14 protein-coding genes are annotated in these 18,290 nt (G+C 60.6%); 7 read left to right on the top strand and 7 right to left on the bottom strand.

The window, feature by feature from the left end; all coding sequences use genetic code 11:
• The first annotated feature begins 201 nt into the window (after positions 1-201).
• The 6 genes from ACTNDJ_RS06455 (at position 202) to ACTNDJ_RS06430 (ending at position 7,816) form a co-directional block, all read left to right on the top strand.
• Positions 202-1,536 (top strand): prolyl oligopeptidase family serine peptidase, encoded by a 1,335-nt coding sequence (locus ACTNDJ_RS06455; RefSeq protein ID WP_441048951.1) that lies wholly within the window; start codon positions 202-204, stop codon positions 1,534-1,536.
• A gap of 262 nt (positions 1,537-1,798) precedes the next feature.
• A complete protein-coding gene (locus ACTNDJ_RS06450) occupies positions 1,799-3,310 on the top strand; it encodes a nucleoside hydrolase-like domain-containing protein (RefSeq protein ID WP_441048952.1) in 1,512 nt (503 codons plus the stop codon).
• Between the two features lie 208 nt (positions 3,311-3,518).
• Positions 3,519-4,256 carry a DUF4428 domain-containing protein gene (locus tag ACTNDJ_RS06445; protein WP_441063916.1) on the top strand — a complete coding sequence of 246 codons (738 nt, stop codon included), beginning with the start codon at positions 3,519-3,521 and terminating at the stop codon, positions 4,254-4,256.
• A gap of 24 nt (positions 4,257-4,280) precedes the next feature.
• Positions 4,281-5,603: a hypothetical protein gene (locus tag ACTNDJ_RS06440; RefSeq protein ID WP_441063918.1), complete on the top strand. Its 1,323-nt coding sequence runs from the start codon at positions 4,281-4,283 to the stop codon at positions 5,601-5,603.
• Between the two features lie 48 nt (positions 5,604-5,651).
• On the top strand, positions 5,652-6,893 hold the full coding sequence (locus ACTNDJ_RS06435) for an SPFH domain-containing protein (RefSeq protein ID WP_441063919.1): 1,242 nt from the start codon (positions 5,652-5,654) through the stop codon (positions 6,891-6,893).
• 80 nt (positions 6,894-6,973) lie between these two features.
• The gene (locus ACTNDJ_RS06430) at positions 6,974-7,816 is read left to right on the top strand and encodes a hypothetical protein (protein WP_441015338.1); all 843 of its coding nucleotides are present in this window, start codon (positions 6,974-6,976) and stop codon (positions 7,814-7,816) included.
• 192 nt (positions 7,817-8,008) lie between these two features.
• Here ACTNDJ_RS06430 and ACTNDJ_RS06425 read toward each other — a convergent pair whose 3' ends face one another.
• The 4 genes from ACTNDJ_RS06425 to ACTNDJ_RS06410 all read right to left on the bottom strand — a co-directional run bounded on the left by ACTNDJ_RS06425 (position 8,009) and on the right by ACTNDJ_RS06410 (position 13,581).
• Positions 8,009-8,632: a response regulator transcription factor gene (locus ACTNDJ_RS06425; RefSeq protein WP_418825693.1), complete on the bottom strand. Its 624-nt coding sequence runs from the start codon at positions 8,630-8,632 to the stop codon at positions 8,009-8,011.
• On the bottom strand, positions 8,629-10,128 hold the full coding sequence (locus tag ACTNDJ_RS06420) for a sensor histidine kinase (RefSeq protein WP_441063920.1): 1,500 nt from the start codon (positions 10,126-10,128) through the stop codon (positions 8,629-8,631). The genes ACTNDJ_RS06425 and ACTNDJ_RS06420 overlap by 4 nt, the downstream gene beginning before the upstream one ends.
• Positions 10,125-11,924, bottom strand: coding sequence for a histidine kinase N-terminal 7TM domain-containing protein (locus ACTNDJ_RS06415; RefSeq protein WP_441083454.1), 1,800 nt, complete (start codon positions 11,922-11,924; stop codon positions 10,125-10,127). The genes ACTNDJ_RS06420 and ACTNDJ_RS06415 overlap by 4 nt, the downstream gene beginning before the upstream one ends.
• 226 nt (positions 11,925-12,150) lie before the next feature.
• Complete coding sequence (locus ACTNDJ_RS06410; RefSeq protein ID WP_441048958.1) at positions 12,151-13,581, bottom strand: 6-phospho-beta-glucosidase; 1,431 nt, start codon at positions 13,579-13,581, stop codon at positions 12,151-12,153.
• A 464-nt stretch (positions 13,582-14,045) separates the two neighbouring features.
• On the opposite strand from ACTNDJ_RS06410, the gene ACTNDJ_RS06405 reads away from it, so the two are divergent.
• Positions 14,046-15,152 carry an ATP-binding protein gene (locus ACTNDJ_RS06405; RefSeq protein WP_441048959.1) on the top strand — a complete coding sequence of 369 codons (1,107 nt, stop codon included), beginning with the start codon at positions 14,046-14,048 and terminating at the stop codon, positions 15,150-15,152.
• Between the two features lie 195 nt (positions 15,153-15,347).
• On the opposite strand, the gene ACTNDJ_RS06400 is transcribed toward ACTNDJ_RS06405, so the two are convergent.
• From ACTNDJ_RS06400 to ACTNDJ_RS06390, 3 genes are all read right to left on the bottom strand, one after another.
• Positions 15,348-15,992 carry a DUF4867 family protein gene (locus ACTNDJ_RS06400; protein ID WP_441063922.1) on the bottom strand — a complete coding sequence of 215 codons (645 nt, stop codon included), beginning with the start codon at positions 15,990-15,992 and terminating at the stop codon, positions 15,348-15,350.
• 143 nt (positions 15,993-16,135) lie between these two features.
• Positions 16,136-16,624 (bottom strand): S-ribosylhomocysteine lyase, encoded by a 489-nt coding sequence (locus ACTNDJ_RS06395; protein WP_427727273.1) that lies wholly within the window; start codon positions 16,622-16,624, stop codon positions 16,136-16,138.
• A 150-nt stretch (positions 16,625-16,774) separates the two neighbouring features.
• Positions 16,775-18,265: an FGGY family carbohydrate kinase gene (locus tag ACTNDJ_RS06390; RefSeq protein ID WP_441063923.1), complete on the bottom strand. Its 1,491-nt coding sequence runs from the start codon at positions 18,263-18,265 to the stop codon at positions 16,775-16,777.
• Positions 18,266-18,290 lie beyond the last annotated feature (25 nt).

Here is an 18,290-nt window from a genome sequence, read left to right as displayed (position 1 = left end):
ATCTGGCATCTCAATGCCTTGTTGACTCATCAACAAAAGCCCTGCTAGATAGTAGTAAACGAGTGTTTAGTAGTTCATTGAACGTTTGATGCTACCGTTTACCGAGTTCATCCGCTTATTCTCAAATTCTGCTTTACACTAAACATGTTTAGATTGTATTGCCGCGATTGTTTAGCACGCGCGGCACAAGGGAGGCAGCTCATGGAACTCAAATCGTGCACCTACGCAACCGTCAGCACCTTGGGCGACTTTGGCCCCTGGATCAGCAAGGTCGTTCTCGACCTACCCTGCACCGTGCGCGCCAACGATGTCGATGCGAACACTTTCCATATATATGTAGAGCGTCACGAGCGCACGGGCGAGGTCCTGATGCGCAAGGAGCACGGCGCCGACCATGCCACGCCCTCCGTGGGTTACATCGACGTTCTCGCCGCGTATCCGAGTGACGAGAACGGCCGCAAGCTCGCCGTGGGCACCCATGTGGCACTCGAGGTCGCCGAGCAGCGCCTGACCAAAAAGATCGAAGGCGGCGTCATGGGCTCGCGCATGCTCGATAACCAGCTTCACGTCACGCAGCTCGCGGCTCTTCCCGGCGACGACGGCGAACCCACCTGCGGCCTGGTCTTCGATACCTGTCGCGGCGACATCTGCCCCGCGCTCAAGGGCTGGAGCAATGCCGTGCAAAAGACCGCCGTCAATGGCATCGCGCTCGAGTACGGCTTCTTTGAGCCCAGCTTTAAAGCCGAGGACTCGGCCTGCTTCAATCCCTTCGCGCCCGAGGCCACGGTCGTGCCCCAAAAGGCCCCGCTCGTGGTGTACCTACACGGCGCTGGCGAAGGCAGGGGTGCCACGCAGGGCGAAGGCGCCACGCGCGCCTATATCGGCAACCGTGTGACAGCCATTAGCCAGGCGCAAATCCAGCGCTACTTTGGCGGCTTTGCCTGGGTGCTCGTGCCGCAGTCTCCCACGTTTTGGATGGATAACGGCGTCGAGCAGCTCGGCCGCTCCAACCAGAGCATCTACTCCCCCGTACTCAAGGCGCTCATCGACGAGTTTGTCGCCGAGCATGCCGAGCGCATCGACACCGACCGCATCGTGGTCGCCGGCCTTTCCAACGGCGGCTTTATGACCCTGCGTCTGTGCGCCGACTACCCCGATTTCTTCGCCGCCGGCCTTCCCTGCTGTGCCCCGTGGTACAACGCCACGGACGAGGACGTAGCCGCGCTCGCCAAGACGCCGCTGTGGTTTACGCACTCCAAGGGCGACGAGCTCGTGTCGCCGCAGCAGACCGTGCTGCCGCTCACGGCACGCCTGCGTGACGCCGGAGCCAACGTGCACCTTACCTACTTTAGCCATGTCGAGGACCTGACCGGTCGCTATCGCGAGGCCGATGGCTCGCCCAAGAAGACGTTCAACCACGGCGTGTGGATCCACCAATTCAACGACCTGTGTTATCAAGACTTCGACGGGGGCAGCGTGCTCATCGACGGCGAGCCGGTGGGCTGCTGGGAGTGGTCGGCCAGGGTCAATAGGTAATCCGTCCCGGCGCGGGGACCGGATGTTAGTTTTGCAAACGTCCTCGGGCATGCATGGGGCGGCGCTTTGCGCTTCGCGCTGCGCCTTCCCATGCCCCCTGCGGAATGTTTGCAAAACTAACACCCGGCCCCCGCTGCGTTGCCATTGTCGTTGGCCCTGGCCGGCCGCTTCCGGCAGCACGCCGGGTCGGCGGCGATGGGGACCGGGTCCCGTCTTGCCTTGCGCGTAACTGGCTGAATTGATTTTGATTGGAGCTGTTCCTATGTCCCAAGAGTTAACTCGGGTGATTGTTACTACCGATATGGAAGTCGACGATATGAACTCGCTCGTTCATTTGGCTCTGTATCTTAATGTGCTTGATGTTCAGGCTGTGGTGTACACGGCTTCGCAGTATCACTTTCTTGGGGATGGGGTTCATACGCTGGGCGAGGTGAATTCGCATTGGCGGACCAAAGGGCGTCGCTCTTATGAGTGGGATGTTGTGCCTCATGAGCCCGATCCGCTGGCCGGCGAGCTTCGTGAGTATCGTCCGTTTCCCGAGCATTGGATTGAGAGTCTCTGGAGTAATGAATATGCCCAGGCTTGGCCGCAGTTGCAGGCGAATGCGGGCGCTGCCGGTGAGCCGCCGTTTCCCACGCCCGCCCAGATGATCGAGCGCACCTTTGTGGGAAATGTTGCCTTTGAGGGTGATGTGACTGAGGAAACTGAGGGATCTCGTGTAATTGCGCAGGCAATCTTGGATGATGATCCGCGTACGTTATGGCTGCTCAGCTGGGGTGGCATGAACACCATCGTTCGCGCCCTCATGAGTATTGCCGAGCGTTATCGCGCCACGCCCGAATGGCCTGCCGTGCAGCAGCGGGTCTATCAGAAGGTGCGCGTGATGGGCGTTGCCGATGGCGTGGGGCAGGACAACTCATGGCTCGACCATGGACGCGAGCTCTTTCCCGAGCTCATCTTTTGGTGTGTGCCCTATATGTATGGCGGCTATGTCGATGCTAAGATGGCTCAACCCGATACGTTGCCGCTGTTTAAGGCACCTTGGCCTGAGCAGAATCTCACGCAGGGTAACGGCCCCCTCATGGCACGCTACATGCTCTATGGCGACGGCAAGGTCTACGAAAATGAGCCCGAGCGCTTTCAGTTTGGCAAGCATGCCCGTCTGGATTGGGGTCTAGAAGGCATGCCCGCGATGCAGTTTGAGCGCGGCGACTTTATGGCCGAAGGCGACAGCATGACCTATATTCCGCTGCTGCCGTTTGGCCTGCGCGGCATCGACGACCGCGGCTTCGACACACTGCTCGGCCGCATGTTTCTTGATGGACATCCCGATACGGACGCACCCGCCGGTTTTGCCGCCATCGGCACGCCCGTAGACGGCAACCCCAATCCCTACCTGCGCGCCTATCAGGAAGACTTTGCCGCCCGCGCGCAATGGTGCGCCCATGATCCGGCAGCTTGTTCGCATCCGACACATGTTGTCGAGGTCACGGCCGACCGCAGCGCTACAGCCGGCGAGCACGTCACCCTTGCAGCGACCGTCGTCGACCCCGACGGCAAGGGCTTTGATGCACATTGGGATGTCGCCGTGGACCCGTCGAGCTATGCAGGCACGCAGGATCTTTCGCTGTGGCAGGAATGCACGGTGAGCACCGCTTTTATCGTGCCCGCCGACGCGCAGCCCGGCGACCGCTTCGTGCTCACCCTTACCGTGCAGACGCGCGCCGAGCGCCCCTGCAGCCGCTACGCCCAGGTTGCCGTGACCGTGGCATAGCAGGGACGGCGCCCACATTCGGCAGCCGCCACATTCGGCATGGACTGTCCCCAGCTGCCACTCATTTAAGTACGTCCCCAATGAGTGGCCGAAAATGGGCCATGTGTCCCAGTTGTGGAGACTCGTTGAGCCGTCTGGGTATCGTGAAAGATCGAGCGCTCACCCATCATCAAAAGTGACACACGCTACCTGTTGATGGGAGGCAGCCATGGGCTTCTTTGACAAGATGTTCGAGAAGAAAGAGTGCGCGATTTGCGGTACCGAACTGGGGATTTTGGGAAAGACCAAGATCAACGAAGGCTACCTGTGCAAAGAGTGCGCAGGCAAGCTGTCCCCCTTCTTTAGTGGTTGGCGCTCCAGCACCGCGGACGATATCCGCGAGCAACTCGCCTACCGCGAGGCCAACGCCGAGCGCCTGGCCTCGTTCAACCCAACGCGCACGCTCTCTGCCGGGCGCACCAACATCATGCTCGACGAAGACGCGGGTCTGCTGATCATCACTTCGCAGAGCCGCTGGCGCGACGCCAATCCCGACATCATCGAGTTCTCACAGGTACTCGGCTGCGATATGGATATCGACGAGCATCGCACCGAGATCTATCGCGAGACCAAGGACGGCGAGCGCGAGAGCTACAACCCGCCGCGCTACGACCTGGATTACGACTTTAACCTGACTATTCACGTCAACACGCCGTACTTTACCGAGATCAACCTGCGCGTGAACGACTCCACCATCGATCAGCGTGGCTCCATCGAATATCGCGAGGCCAAGCGCCAGGCAACCGAAGTCCGCGATGCGCTGGTACAGCTGCGTCAGGAGACACGCGACAGCGTCGTGGCCGCCAAGGCCCCCAAGACCGCGGTCACCTGCCCCTTCTGCGGTGCAACCACCATTCCCGATACCAGCGGGCGCTGCGAATACTGCGGCGGCGCCATCGGCGCATAGCCTCCGGCACGGAAAGGACCGATCATGGCCTTCGAGAGTGTCAACTATCAGTGCCCCGCGTGTGGCGGCCCCCTTCACTTTGCCAGTGCCGAACAAAAGCTTGTCTGCGACTACTGCGATTCGCGTTTTGAAGTCGAAGAAGTCGAGGCCCTCTATCGCGAGCGCCAGGACAAGGCAGATGCCAAAGCCGATGCCGCAGCCGCGGCCCCCAAACCTGCTGTCGACGATGCCGTGCAGGATCTGGCCCAAAACGCCGGCTACATCTGCTCGTCGTGCGGCGCCGAGCTGGTCTCGGACGGCACCGTCGCCGTTACCACCTGCCCATACTGCGGCAACTCCGCCGTGGCGCCCGGCCAGCTCTCGGGCGACTTCTCACCCGACCTGGTGATTCCGTTTAAGCTCGGGCGCGATGATGTCATGGCCGCGCTCAAGAAGCATTACAAGGGCAAAATCCTGCTGCCCAAGAGCTTTGTCACCGGCAACCACATCGACGAGGTCCAAGGCGTTTACGTGCCGTTTTGGCTCTACGGCGCCCGCGTGGATGGCGAAGTGTACTTCGATGCGACCAACGAGACCGTGACCGAGGAATCCGACCGCACCGTCACGACCACCAACCACTACGACGCCTACCGTAAGGGCAAAATCTCGTTTGAGCGCGTGCCCGTCGACGGATCGTCCAAGATGCCCGACGGCCATATGGATGCTATCGAGCCGTTTGACTACGACGCGCTGCGCCCGTTCTCGGTCGCGTATATGCCCGGCTACATCGCCAACCGCTACGATGAGGATTGCGAGACCTGCAAGGCGCGCGCCGAGCGTCGTATGGAAGAAAGTACGATTTCGGCCCTGCGCGAGACCGTCGTCGACGAATATGACGATGCCAAGGTCGAAAGCAAGCAGCTCGACTACACCTGGGAAGACAGCAACTACGCTCTGTTCCCCGTGTGGATGCTTTCCACCTCGTGGAACGGCAAGAGCTACCTGTTTGCCATGAACGGCCAAACCGGCCGCATGGTCGGCGAGCTGCCCTGCTCCAAGCCCAAGCTCGCCATCGCCTCGGTGCTGTTCTTTGTAATCGGGTTTGTCCTCTCCCAGATTCTCTTTATGGGCGAGAACGCCTTCGATCCGGACTACCTCACCTTTGATATCGAGGGCATCCTCATCAACATCGTCGCACCGCTGATTATCGTAATCATCGGAGACGTGCTGCTGGTAGGCCAGCTCAAGACGGCCAACGAGGCCACCCACGCCGATTGCTACTGCGGCGAGCTCGACTTGACCGAGAAGCACGACACCTTCAGCCACACCGAGACCACCGTTGTCATGAAGGACAACAAGGACGATTAGCCATTCTGACCAATACCACCCGGCCTTTGACGAGAAAGGAAGATCACCATGGGACTCTTGAAAGCTGGATTGGGAGCTGCCGGCGGCGTCATGGCCGACCAGTGGAAGGAATATATCTATTGCGAATCGATGCCCGCTGACGTCTTGGCCTGCAAGGGCAGCAAGCGCACCGGCGGCCGCAGCTCCAACACGCGCGGCGAGGACAACGTCATCTCCAACGGCTCCGTCATCGCCGTCAACGACGGCCAGGGCATGCTCGTGGTGCAAAACGGCAAGATCATCGAGGTCGCGCTGGAGCCCGGCGAGTTTGTCTTTGACACCGGCAGCGAGCCGAGCGTCTTTAGCGGCAACCTGGGCGACTCCATCAAGGAGACGTTCGCCAATATCGGCAGCCGTTTTGCCTTTGGCGGCGACGCGGGCAAGGACCAGCGTGTCTACTTCATCAACACCAAGGAGATCATCGGCAATAAGTACGGCACCGCCTCGCCTGTGCCCTTCCGCGTGGTCGATAACAACATTGGCCTGGATGTCGACATCTCCGTTCGCTGCAACGGCGAGTATTCGTACCGCATCACCAACCCGCTGCTGTTCTACACCAACGTGTGCGGCAACGTGACCGATAGCTACACGCGCGATAAGATCGACAGCCAGCTTAAGTCCGAGCTGCTCACCGCTCTGCAACCCGCCTTTGCCAAGATCTCGGAGATGGGCATCCGCTACAGCGCTATCCCCGGCCACACCACCGAGCTCGCCCGCGCGCTCAACGAGGTTCTCTCCGCCGACTGGCGCGACCTGCGCGGCGTCGAGATCGTGAGCTTTGGCGTCAACTCCATCGTTGCCTCGCAAGAAGACGAGCAAATGATCAAGGACCTGCAGAAGGCCGCAGTCATGCGCGATCCCACCATGGCAGCCGCCAACATCGCCAGCGCCCAGAGCGATGCGATGCGCGCGGCAGCCGCCAACCCCAACGGCGCGATGGCCGGCTTTATGGGCATGGGCATGGCGGGCGGCATGGGCGGCATGAACGCCAGCCAGCTGTTCGCCGCCGGCCAGGCACAGCAGCAGGCCGCCCCACAGCCGGCTCCGGCACCCGCCCCCGCACCGGCTCCTGCCGCTGCCCCCGCGGCCGGCACGTGGACCTGCAGCTGCGGTGCCACCAACACCGGCAAGTTCTGCCCCGAATGCGGCAGCCCCGCACCCGCCCCGGCACCGGCCAAGTGGTTCTGCCCCAACTGCGGCAGCGAAAACGGCGGCAAGTTCTGCAGCAACTGCGGAACGCCTAGGCCCTAACCCCTCTATCTGGTAATTGGCGGGGGGTCCGCCACCCCCGCATTTGCTTCTATGGGTTTCGTTCGATAAAGGAGGACACCATGAAGACAACGTTCAAAAAGTCCGTACTCGCATTTCTGACATGCGTCCTGGCGCTCGCCTTTGCCCTGACGGGCTGCAGCGGCGGCGGCAAGGACCCCAAGGCCAACTTCGTCGGCAGCTGGGAACTCTCGGGTGGAACCCTGGAGGGCGAAGAGCTCACCGATGAGTACATGGATATGCTCAAGGAGTGGGGCCTCAACTGTATCCTGATCCTCGACGAAGACGGCACGGGCGTCCTCGACATGTTCCTTGAGGTCGCCGACCTGAAATGGGAGGCCAAGGACGCCACCACTGCAACCATCACCGCCGACGGCGATTCGCAGGACATGAAACTCAAGGACGGCAAGCTCGTCCTCGAGGTGGAAGGCGACAAGCTTATCTTTACGAAGTCCGACAAGGATCTGTCCGGTACGGTAAAAAAGGATCGCGAGGCGGCCGAGAAGGAAGAGGAGATCGATGAGGCCGTCGAAGACGACGACGTCCAGAGCGTCGAAATCTCCCCCGCCGTCACCGTCGCCGATGACGATCTGTGCACCATCACCATCACCGAGAAGTTCAAGGACGAATGGGGCGACATCGGCTTTGTCGTCAACATCACCAACAAGAGCGACAAGGACCTGACCTTCTACGCTCCCTCCGGCAAGACCAACGTCAACGGCACCATGAAGGAACCCTGGTTCTCGGCTAACCTGATGCCCGGCACCAACGCCACCGAGGAATTCACGTTCTCGAGCGGCGAGCTTGACAGCCTTGACGACCTGGTCAACACGACCATCGGCATCGACGCCTACCTGACCGATTCCTACGAGGACGTCGCCTCCTACACCGCAACCATCGCGTAGCGGCACGTAACATCAGCCGCGGATTGGCGGACGCATCCGCGCACTTGCCAGGCGGGGCCGCAGGAGTTGATCCTGCGGCCCCGTCGTTTTTATGCCGACAGCACAGCCGCACAAGCAGGCCGACCGTCGTTTTCTGATGCAAAACGGCGGGCGGCCTATCTTTACGGCGCCGGAACACGGCGAGCGCGTCGATTACGGGCGCTCCATGTTGGGGACGATGCTGCCCTCCGTTACCGCGCGCACGGCAAGACGCATGATGTTGTCGTAGCCGGTCTTGCTCAGAATCTCCGAGATGCGACGCTTGATGGTACCCTCACTCATAAACAGCTCGGCCGCGATCTCGCGGCGGCTTTTGCCCTCGCAGGCAAGGCGCAAAATCGACAGCTCGACATCGTCGAGTGCCGCCGTGCCCGAAAAAATGCTTTCGGGCGGCTTGGGAAACGTGCAATAGCCCGCCAGCGTGGAGCGCATCACGGCGAACAGCTCGTCGATACCAACGTTCTTGTACACAAAGCTATCGACGCCCGCCTCGCGAGCCTGGTCGACAAAGGTGATCTCGGGCATACCTGTCATGATGATGACGCGGCACTCGGGCAGCTGCTCCTTGATGCGCGCCGCCGCCACGATGCCGTTTGAATCGTGTTCGGTGCACACGTCCATCAATATCATGTCCGGGCGCTCCTTGAGCGCGACACCCAAGGCCTCGGAGGCATCGGCGATCGCGGCGACGACGGTCATATCGGGCTGGTCGCCAACGGAGCGCGCCAGGCTTTCGCGCAGAATGGCCTGATCTTCGACAATTAACACGCGGATCATGAACTTCTCCTTTGGACCGTGGCGTTGGAGCTCAGCGGGATGGACACCGCAAGCGTAAAGGGCTGGGCGGCGTGGACTTCCAGGCCGCCGCCCAAATCTTGCGCGACATGCCTCATACCTGGGATACCCGTTCCCTCGCGATACGATACGGGGGCCGGGGACCCGTCGTTAGAAATCGTCATGCGCGCGACGGCGCCAGCATTCGTCCCCTCCTGCCACAGGCGCACGTGGACCCGATGCGCCTGCGCATGCCTGGTGGCATTGGTCGAGGCCTCGCGGATAATCTGCAAAAATGCGGCAGCGACACGCGCGTCCTCAGGCAGCGCACCCTCAACATCGATCTGCACACTCACCAAGCCAAAGGCGTGGACGATATCGCTCAGCTGCTCTGCAGGCTCGCTGGCACCGCCACTGCGCAAATCGGCGGCGATTGAGCGCAGCAACGGGTCAATCTGCTCGAGCGACTCATCATCCAGACGTCCCTCCTCCAAATAGCGATGAAGAATGGACAGGCGCTGGCCGATCACATCGTGAACGCGGGCACGCATACGTAGGTAGGCCGCATTGTCGGCAACCTTTTTGGCTTCTTCGATCTGGGCCTGGAGCTCTTGGCCAGCACGCTCAAGCAGGTGGTTGGCTTGCGCCAGACGGTCGTAGGCGTGTGCGTATTCCGTCACGTCCAGGCCGACGACGCGCTCGAACGGACGGCTCGAGACCGTAACGGCGTCACGCACGAACAGACGAATCTCGGAAGGAGAGATCTCGACCACGGCGCGATCCCTACCAAAGCGATCAAGGTCGATATGGGCGCGATTAGCGCTGCTTTCGGGCATTTGCATGCTAAGTTTGCGCAGGTCGTTCCATGTGCTGCTCATGTCGCCCAGGTCGGTGGGCATATGGAGCTCTACGAGGTTTTTGCGCATGCAGCGGTTCATGAGCAGCGGACGGCCCCTCGGGTCTAGATACAGGATGCCCACGGGAATCACGTTGATGGTCTCGATCGTCGAGAACAAGGTGATATCCTCTTGGCGGTTACGGACGTCCATCAAGAGCGCCGCGATGGAACGGAACAGGAAGAACGCTCCCTCTGCGATAAGGACAACGGTCCACGCCGAGCCCATGGCAAAAACCACCGGTGGTGTAACGGCGACAACAAGCAGCAGCTCGACCAGCATGACGGGACGACGATAGTGCACCATAAGTACCACGCCATAGGCAAAGATTGCGGCATTGAGCCACAACGCTCCGCCCATTGCCCTGGCGCAAACGTCAAGCGGCGCCACCAGATACGAGCCAGACGACGTGAACAAGATGAGCGCCGAAATCATCAGGTGAAGCACAAGACTCGCCTCGTAGGCGCAAATCACCTTACGGTTATAGGACGAGCGGCGCGATGCGATGAGCGGGACGTGGATCGTCTGCAGACACGCAGCCAGGGCAAAGACAACATCGAGCGCAACGATTTGGGGAAGTATGAGCGAAATCTGCATCGTCACTCACCCGCCCTCGGCATCAAGACGATCATGCGCAGCTGACCGGACTCGCCCTCAAGGCGGTATGCCACGTTGCGCCCTTGCAAAGCGCTTTCGAGCTCTTGCGCAGCGGGCGTCTGCGAAAGATCTTCATCATCGTTGGAAAAAAGTGTGGCGCGCAGCTCGACGCTGCATCGGTCATGGTCGCCCAAGTGATACATAAGTGCCGGATGATCGGTGGCGTAGGCAAAAAACGCAAAGTCATACACGCAGTCGTACAGCGCGCTTACCGTACTGGCGTGCATCGGGCGCCGTATGGCAATAATCGAGGCGCAATCGACATCGATCGTGCGCAGGTCGCTTGCGAGCTCGTTGGCAATGAGCTGAATGCGGTCGCGGTCAAAACCGCTCTCCCCGTGCTGTGCCAACGTGAGCGACCCCTTCCGTTTGCAATAGGCAACGAGCATCTTGGCGCGCTGCAGCATGCGGTAACGCTCGCGCGAAGATTCCTCGTCAGTCAACGGCGGCAGCGAGCTCAACAAGTCGTACATCTCTTCGAGCGCGCGGGCAAGCGCCTGGTCCACGTCTTGGACTAGCAAGGTCTCGGCCTCTTGATCTGCCAAATGTGTCTTAAGGTCGTAGTCGGCGGCAAGCAGCTCGTTTTGGCGTTGCAGCTCCATGCGACGATGTGCCAGTTCGCGATTGAGCTCGTTGAGCTCCGATACGTCTTGGGCAAGCAGGGCCGATCCCCCCAGCAGCGGAAAAGCACGATACATCACATCGGGATCGGACGCCACGGTAAAGGCATGGGCGCGGCCGTGCTCCTGGGTCCGCAGCTCCTCGCGCACGCCTACCGGCATTGGCTTTGACACCGGCGTGGCATAGACCTCCTGCAGGTCGCGCGTTAGAACTTTGAGGTCAAGCGGCAAGGTGTCGAAGATGCCGGCGATATCGTGGTACGACGGAATGACACCGCAATCGAGACAGATTTCCATCGCCACCACGCACAGGACGCAATAGACGAGCGAAAAGTTGAGCCTCCATGCCCAGGGCACGCGCAGAGCATATGAGATGCCAAAGAATGCGCCGCCCAGCAGCACGAGCGCCGCCGTGCCCGAGAAACGTTGGATGCGAAAGGACGAGGACCGACCAACCAGGATAAAAAAGGCCACGAAGTTAGAGGCCGTCCACACGAGGAAGGCGAAATAACCCCGGCCGTACGTGTAATCGTTGCTCCAGGTGTCGCTTGTACGGTCAAAGCGGAAGACCTGCTGGTGAAAATCGTTGGTGAGTACAAATCCGATAAGCAGGATGGCCACAATCCACAGCGCAGCACGGTAGCGGCGACCCAGGCGGCGTTGCTCCAGGCCCGCAAGGCGCAGGCCGCAGAGCTGGTAGAGCAGCGGAATGAGCGTCATGGGCACGTAGTACAGGTACCACAGCAAGGTGGCATAGAACGGCGTGTACGACTTGTACTTGAGAATGACCTCGATCATCCACAGGGCACAGATGGTGGCGATGGCAACAAGGCGGCGGCGCAACACATAGTCCAAACAACGCAGATAGACCAACACGCCCCAAATCGAAAATACAATTGCGGCGACAAGCAGCGGGAGAGGGCTCGAATGGGTGAGCCCATCCACGACCTCTTCGGACACCTCGCTATAGGCGGGCACGGCGTTAGAAAGTTTGGGGTCGAAGGCGAACAGCACCGGCAAGATCGCCAAAAGCATGAGGAACAGCGCGGTGATGGCGCCGGCGATAGCAAAGACGCGGTGACGGTACACCTGATGCGTTATGCCAACAAGGAATCGCGGCATGGCGAAGAGCCTGCCGCCCCTGGGATCCGCAACCGGAGCGGTCCGGGCGGCCGCGTGGCCGATATGTCGCTCGCGGGTACTCATAGTCCCTTTAGTGTACCGACAGGCGGGCCCAAAAAGCGGGCCGCATGTCCCAAAATCCGCAGACGGCAAGGCGCCCGGCGAGCAATAACTACTCGCCGGGCGCCTTGGTTAGAAGGCTATGAAGTTGAGTGTCTCAGCTTCCTTAGGACAGGTCCTCACCATTAGAAGCAATAACCTTCTTGTACCAGTCGAAGCTCTTCTTTTTGGAACGCTTGAGGGTACCGTTGCCGGCGTCGTCGCGGTCCACATAGATAAAGCCGTAGCGCTTGGACATCTCACCCGTGCCGGCAGACACCAGGTCGATCGGGCCCCAGGTGGTGTAGCCCAGCAGGTCAACGCCGTCCTCGGTCACCGCATCGCGCATCGCGGCGATATGCTGGCGCAGGTAGTCGATACGGTAGTCGTCGTTGATGGAGCCATCCTCCTCGACAACATCCTTGGCGCCCAGACCGTTCTCGACCACAAACAGCGGCTTCTGATAACGGTCGTACAGGTCGTTGAGGGTGATGCGGAAGCCCAGAGGATCGATGGCCCAGCCCCACTGGCTCTCCTGCAGGTAGGGGTTCTTGGCGCCGGCGAAGGCGTTACCCTGGGTGCGCTCGACATCGGGGTTATCGGCACCGGCAGAGCAGCGGGTGCTGTAATAGCTAAAGCTGATGAAGTCGACGGTGTTAGCGGCCAGGATCTCGCGGTCCTCGTCCGTCATGCCCACATCGATGCCTAGACGCTCGAGCTTCTTGACGGCATATGCCGGGTAGTAGCCGCGGCTCTGGACGTCGACGAAGAAGTAGTTGTCCTGGTTATCGAGCTGCGCCTGGCGCACGTCGCCCGGACGGCAGCTGTAGGGGTAGTAGCTACCCGCGGCGAGCATGCAGCCGATCTTGATCTCGGGGTCGATCTCGTGGGCGATCTTGGTTGCCCAAGCGCTGGCGACGAGCTCGTTGTGGGCGGCCAGGTACTCGACGGCCTCCTTGTTCTCGCCCTCCTCAAAGACCAGACCAGCACCCATAAACGGCAGGTGCAAGATCATATTGATCTCGTTGAAGGTGAGCCAGTACTTCACCAGCCCCTTGTAGCGGGTAAAGATCGTGGTCGCGAGGTTCTTGTAGAAGTCGATGAGCTTGCGGTTTCGCCAGCCGCCGTACTCCTTGATGAGGTGAATCGGGCAATCGAAGTGCGTGATGGTCACGAGCGGCTCGATGCCGTGCGCCTGACACTCGCGGAATACTTCCTCGTAGAAGGCCAGGCCAGCCTCGTTGGGCTCGGTCTCGTCGCCGTTGGGGAAGATGCGGGTCCAAGCCAGGCTCATACGGAAGGTCTTAAAGCCCATCTCGGCAAAGAGAGCGATGTCCTCTTTGTAGTGGTGATAGAAATCGATGCCGGTCTGCGCGGGATAGTAATAGCCGTCCTCGAAGTCGAGCATTTTACGCTGGCCGGAGACCACCGCATAGCGCTCGGGGCCGTGCGGAGCCACGTCCACGTTGGCCAGGCCGCGGCCGTCCACGTCGTAGGCACCCTCGCACTGGTTGGCAGCCGTTGCGCCGCCCCACAGGAAGTCATTACGGAAAGCCATGTATCAATCCTTTCGCACGCTGTTGTCATAGGCTCAGTATCCCTGCAAACAACGCGTCGCTCAACGGCGGTGGCACAGGCCGATACTTCTTTTCGCGTGCAGGCGCCCGGCAGCCACCCCGCCTGACACTTTTTGATACCCGCCTGCCCAATTCACCACCAAGGGGACAGGCGCCTTTGTGGCGGTTTGGGGCGATTTGTCTCGATCTGTAACAGGTAGGCCGCCAAAACCGGGCCAGGTGTTACAGATTGAGATTGTTCGGCCAGTCCCTTGCAGTTTGTCTAAATCTGTAACAGGTAGAGACGATTTAGCCCGCTAGATGTTACAGATCGAGACAGAAGATTCTAGTCGCAGGCGATGTCGAGGTTTTTGCCGATGAGACCTACTTAGCCGCCTTCGCTCAGCAACTCATTTGACTGAATAGGAAAAAAAGGAAAAAATAGGAAAAAAAGGAAAGGAGACTTATGACTGAAACCATCTTCTCCCCCTCATTTGGAAATCGCCCGTCCTATCTGGTGGGACGCGGGAGCGTGATTTCGACATTCATCTCCGGCCTTGAGCAGGAGCCGGGCAATCGAGACCGAGCCATGCTCATGCTCGGCCAGCGAGGCAGCGGCAAAACGGTTCTGTTGTGGGAACTTGCCGATCGCGCCCGCAAGCTCGGCTTTGTTGTCGCCACGCCCACCGTAGCCTCCGAGGATATGCTCGAGCGCATTGTTGAGAAAATCCAGGAAGCGGGCGAGCCTTACGCCAACAAGCATCGTCTCCCCAAACTTACAGGTGGCAGTTTGAGCGTCTTCGGTTTCTCAGCCGGCCTCGAGTTTACGCGCGACGTACAGGAAACTAAGAGTTTCCAGTTCAAACTCACGCAGTTGGCACGCAAGTTAACCGAGCAGGGACACGGCATCCTCATCCTCATCGACGAGCTCCAGGCAAATTCACCCGAGATCAGACAGCTCGTCACCGCCTATCAAGAGCTGGTCGGCGAGGGACTCAACGTCGCGCTCGTCATGGCGGGCCTCCCGGGAGCAGTCTCCGCGACACTCAACGACCGCGTACTGACATTTCTCAACCGCGCACGCAAAGTCACGCTCGAACCGCTTTCAGTCGGAGATGTCGATGCCTATTATCAGCGGGCTTTCGAAGAGCTCGACCTTGATATTCCAGGCGATCTTCGCCTCCGTGCCGCTCGTGCAACCCAAGGATCGCCCTATATGCTGCAGCTCATCGGCTACAACATCGCCAATCGCTGCCAGGCAGGAGAATACGTAACGCCAGAGCAAGTCGACGGAGCTATCGAAGCGTCAAAGGCCGATTTCGAAAACGATGTTTGTGAAACGACGCTCGCCGCGCTATCGGACCAAGACGTCGCGTTTCTCGACGCAATGACTGATGACAAAGACGGCGTGTCGCGCATCTCCAATGTGGCCGAGCGCATGTCAGTCACACCCGACTATGCCCAAAAGTATCGCCGACGCCTCATCGACGTCGGCGTTATCGAACAGGCGCGCCGCGGTTACGTGCGTTTCGCTGTTCCATATATGGCTGACTATCTGCGCAGCCAGCTCTAGACAGCCACCACAATGGGGACAGGCACCTTTGTGGTGGGTTGGGCCCGCTTGTCTCGATCTGTAACAGTTAGGCCGTCAAAACCGGGCTTGGCGTTACAGATTGAGATTGTTCGGGCGGCCCCCGTGGTTCGTCTTGATCTGTAACAGATAGAGACGATTTAGCGCGCCAACTGTTACAGATTGAGACGGAAGACCCTAGTCCACGGTGATGTCGAGGTTCTTGCCGACGAGACCTACGTAGCCGCCCTCGGCAGCCTTGGGACTATCTGCGTGGCAGAGAACCCACTTGTCGGCCTTCCAGTAGCAGTAGCTATCACCGGCCGCGGGCATGTCGGCCGCAGCCTCGGGGCGCGGACCGTTGGTGCCGGCGGGCAGCGCAACCATCACCTGGAAGCCACCGTCGTCGACCATGCACGGCGTGTAGTGCAACGTGGTGGCGTAGACCTCGACGAGCGTGCCGGCGGGCGCGCGGAACGCCTTGACCTGCGCGGTGTCGAGCTTGCCGTCGACAATCTGCTCACGCTTGGCGAGCAGCAGAATAAAGTCGCGAGCACCCAGGTTGAACTCGCTCGCGCGGTGATACTCCAAGCAGTTGAGCTTCGTGTTGTGGCCGTTGCACCAGCCCAGCTGGAACGGACGGCCGCCATACATGAGCAGGCCGAGCGCATCGGCGCCCTCGACCTGCTCCAGCTCAGGCGCGGAGGCCACGTACTTGCTGCCCTCGGGGATGGGCGTTGCGGAGAACGCCTCGACGAGCGGGGCGGTCAGGCTGGACGGGACGTCGTCCCACACGCGGCCATAGGACTTGAACTCGGGATCGTTGACAGAATAGATATGCATGTTCGCTCCTGTTCGTAAATGTGACTATACGAACATTCTAGAACAAACATGAGCGATTTTGAACGCTCGTCCAGACCACTCAACAAAAAGGCGCCCCCGCATAAGCGAAGGCGCCCAATGTGCGCGTTTTGGGCGATAAGCCCTTACGCCTGCTGATAGTGCAGGTGCTTCTCGTCGATATCGGCCAGGTCGCGGTCGAGGTAGCGGCGCGCGAGCCAGTTTGCCATGGGAAGGTTCTGGTCCAGGTAGTTGCCGCACTCCTCGGGAGCGGCTCCGGGGACATCGCCCTCAAAGTCGGCGACAAACTCAAACAACTCACGCACGAGCGGCAGGATCTCCTCGCTCGTCACCTCACCAAAAACGACCAGGTAAAAGCCCGTGCGGCAGCCCATGGGGCCAAAGTAGACAATGCGGCTCGACCACTCGGCATGGTTGCGAAGGAATGTCGCGCCTAGGTGCTCGATGGTGTGGCACTCTGCCGTGTTCATGACCGGCTCCTTGTTGGGCGTGGTCAGGCGCAGGTCAAAGGTGGTAACGACAGCGGCGGTCGCCGGATCGCGGTCGATGCGGCTCACGTACACGCCGGGCTCAAGCTGCAAATGGTCAACGGAAAAGCTCGCGATGCGCTCCATGGCAGATCCTCTCGATAGTCAATTTGGGACGGGGCTCTTTTAGCTGGTTCGAATGGTCGCACCAATCATACCAGTCAAAAAAGCCCCGTCCCAAATGAGCTGCCCGGGACGGGGATCAATGAATTTTTAATCCCGTCCTAAAAAATCATTCTAGGCAGTGTATGCAATTGTTGATTTGACAGCGTGGCGCCAGCCGGCGATCTTTTTGGCGCGTTCGTCAGCGGGCATCGACGGCTCCACGATGCCGCGGGCGCCGTAGACATCGACGACATCGCGCGTGTACATGCCCAGCGCGATGCCGCAGGCCCAGGCCGCACCCAGGCCGCTCATCTCGTCGTTGCTCGCGATGCGGATGGGCGAGCCAACCAAGTCGCTCTCAAACTGCATCAGGTACGCGTCGCGCGTGGGACCGCCGTCAACACGAAGCTCGGCCAACGTTGCACCCGAATCCTCAACCATCGCATCGATCACGTCAAAGATCTGATAGGCGATCGACTCGTCGGCGGCCTTCACGAACTCCGCGCGACCCGTGGTGCGCGTCATGCCAAAGACGCAGCCCTCGGCGTCACTCGCCCAGTGCGGCGCGCCCAAACCGGTAAACGCCGGCACAAAGTAGACGCGGCTCGCCGGATTGGCGGCGTAGCACAGGTCGGTAACTTCCTCGGGGTTATTGATGAGTTCCAGATCGTCGCGCAGCCACGTCTTGACGGCGCCGGCGTAGCTCACGTTGCCCTCGAGCACGTACTCGGTCACGCCGTCCATACGCCATGCGAGCGAGCTCGAAAGCCCGTGCGAGCTGGCAACGAACTCGTCGCCGACGTTCATCATGACCGAGCTGCCGGTGCCATAGGTCGCTTTGGCCATGCCGCGGCTGTGGCAGCCCTGCGCGAACAAGGCGGCATGGCTGTCGCCGAGCACGCCGTGAATGGGCACGGGTGCCGGCAAAAAGCCGCCCAGGTCCGTCATGCCGAACAGGCCATCGGAATCGGTCACCTGCGGCAGGCAGGCCACATCGACGCCAAAGGCCTCGCACACCGGCTCGCTCCAGCAGCCACGGCGCAGGTCAAAGAGCTGCGTGCGGCTGGCGTTGGACCAGTCGCAGCGAAACTCCGCGCCGCCCGTGAGCGTCCAGACCACCCAGGCATCGATGGTGCCCAGGCACAGCTCGCCTGCCGCCGCAGCCTCGGCAGCAGCGGGAACGTTCGCGAGGATCCAGGCCATCTTGCCCGCCGGGTAGTAGGGCGAGAGCACCAGACCCGTCGTGTCGCGCACCAGCTCGGCCACACCCTCGCGCGCGTCCAGCTTGTCGCACAGCTCGCGGGCGCGGGCGCACTGCCACACTACGGCGTCGCACAGCGGCTCGCCCGTCGCGCGGTTCCAGGCAACAGTGGTCTCGCGCTGGTTGGAGATGCCGATGCCGGCGATGTCGGCAGGGTCGACCCCGGTCTCCTCCACCACGGCACGCGCCACGGCCAACACGTTGGCGGCAATCTCGGCCGGATCATGGCTCACCCAACCGGCCTCGTTGACAATCTGGCGATGCGAGCGATCGGCACGATGAATCAAATGGCCGCCCTCGTCCACCAGCAGTGCCTTGGTGCCCTGCGTGGATTGATCGATTCCGATGATGTATTTGCTCATGCACTCTCCCATTCCTTCCGCCAAA

This window comes from Collinsella sp. HCP3S3_D1 (assembly GCF_052064015.1).
GTDB lineage: Bacteria > Actinomycetota > Coriobacteriia > Coriobacteriales > Coriobacteriaceae > Collinsella.
Note: the sequence above shows the minus strand (reverse complement) of the source record. Positions and strands in the feature narration are given on the sequence as shown.